The 1081-nt window shown below is 69.5% G+C and carries 1 protein-coding gene; it reads right to left on the reverse strand.

The window, feature by feature from the left end; genetic code table 11:
- Window positions 1-1080, reverse strand: a 1080-nt coding sequence (locus ACSFA3_RS25430) for a sulfatase-like hydrolase/transferase (RefSeq protein WP_435508105.1), incomplete at its 3' end; no start/stop codon positions are given.
- Window position 1081 lies beyond the last annotated feature (1 nt).

The raw sequence follows: 1081 nt of genomic DNA on the forward strand, positions 1-1081 counted from the left end.
ATGAACCACGATCAGCTTGCGGTCGGTGCTCGTATCGGCCAGTGCCTCCTGCATGCAGTCGAGAATCTCGCCGTCCAGCGAGGCGCTGGCGCGGCCGGGCGTGCGGTTGACCATGTCGACCACGTCGGCGAGGCGCGCATGCTGCTGCTCGATGGCCAGGTCGTCATGGTTGCTGATCCACCAGACCTTGTAGCCGGCAGCGCGCGCCAGGGCCAGCAGGTGCGGCGGGTTCTCGCTCTCGGGCAGGCCGAAGTGGAACATATTGCGCAGCGCGGGCAGGGTGCTTGCATCGACGGACCAAGCGTTCTGCAGCACCGCCATCTGGTCGCCGGTCTGCGCCTTGTGCGCCAGCAGGCGCGGCGTGGTCGGGCGGCCGTAGCCGTACAGCGCCATGTTGTCGCGGTTGATGCTGTCGGTGATGACCAGCACCACTGTGGAGGGGCCAGCCTGCGATATCACGGGCGCGATGCCTTTGGCCTGCGCCATCAGGCGGTCGCGCTGCTTCTGCTGGTCGGCCCAGGCGGCGCGCAGCGTGTGAACGGAATCTGCCCACTGCGTCCAGAAGATGGCGGGATGCAGCCGGCGCCAGGGCTTGCTTGCGTAGGCCGCGCACGCGACGAGAAGCAGCAGCGCGACAAGCGCCACGGCCCATCGCGCGGGCCGGGCAGACGGAGCCGCTGCATCGGCTACAGCGCCGCGCCGCGCGAACGTGCCCACGAGCACACTCGCCACGACCAGCACCGCACCCCACATGGCAGCGGAGCGCCAATGCATCCACAGGTATTCGGAGCCCTCGCGCGCATTGGTGTTGGCTGCTGCGCCCAGCACCATCGCAGCGTCGGGCGCGGCCTGGTAGGCATCGAGCAGGTAGGCGCGCAGCGCGCCGTCGAGCGCAAAGCCCATGGCCCAGAGCCAGACCAGCAACGTGCGCAAGCGCTGCATCCGCGCGCTGCGCAACGGCCACGCAAGCCACAGCACCATCGGCATTGCGAGCACCGCGAGTTGCGCGATACGACGGCCGTCGTGGCCCAGCGCGATGAGCGCCAGCAGCGTTGCGCCCACCACGCCGCAGGCGAGCAGC

Source organism: Variovorax glucosi (assembly GCF_051216695.1).
In the GTDB taxonomy this organism is placed as follows: domain Bacteria; phylum Pseudomonadota; class Gammaproteobacteria; order Burkholderiales; family Burkholderiaceae_C; genus Variovorax.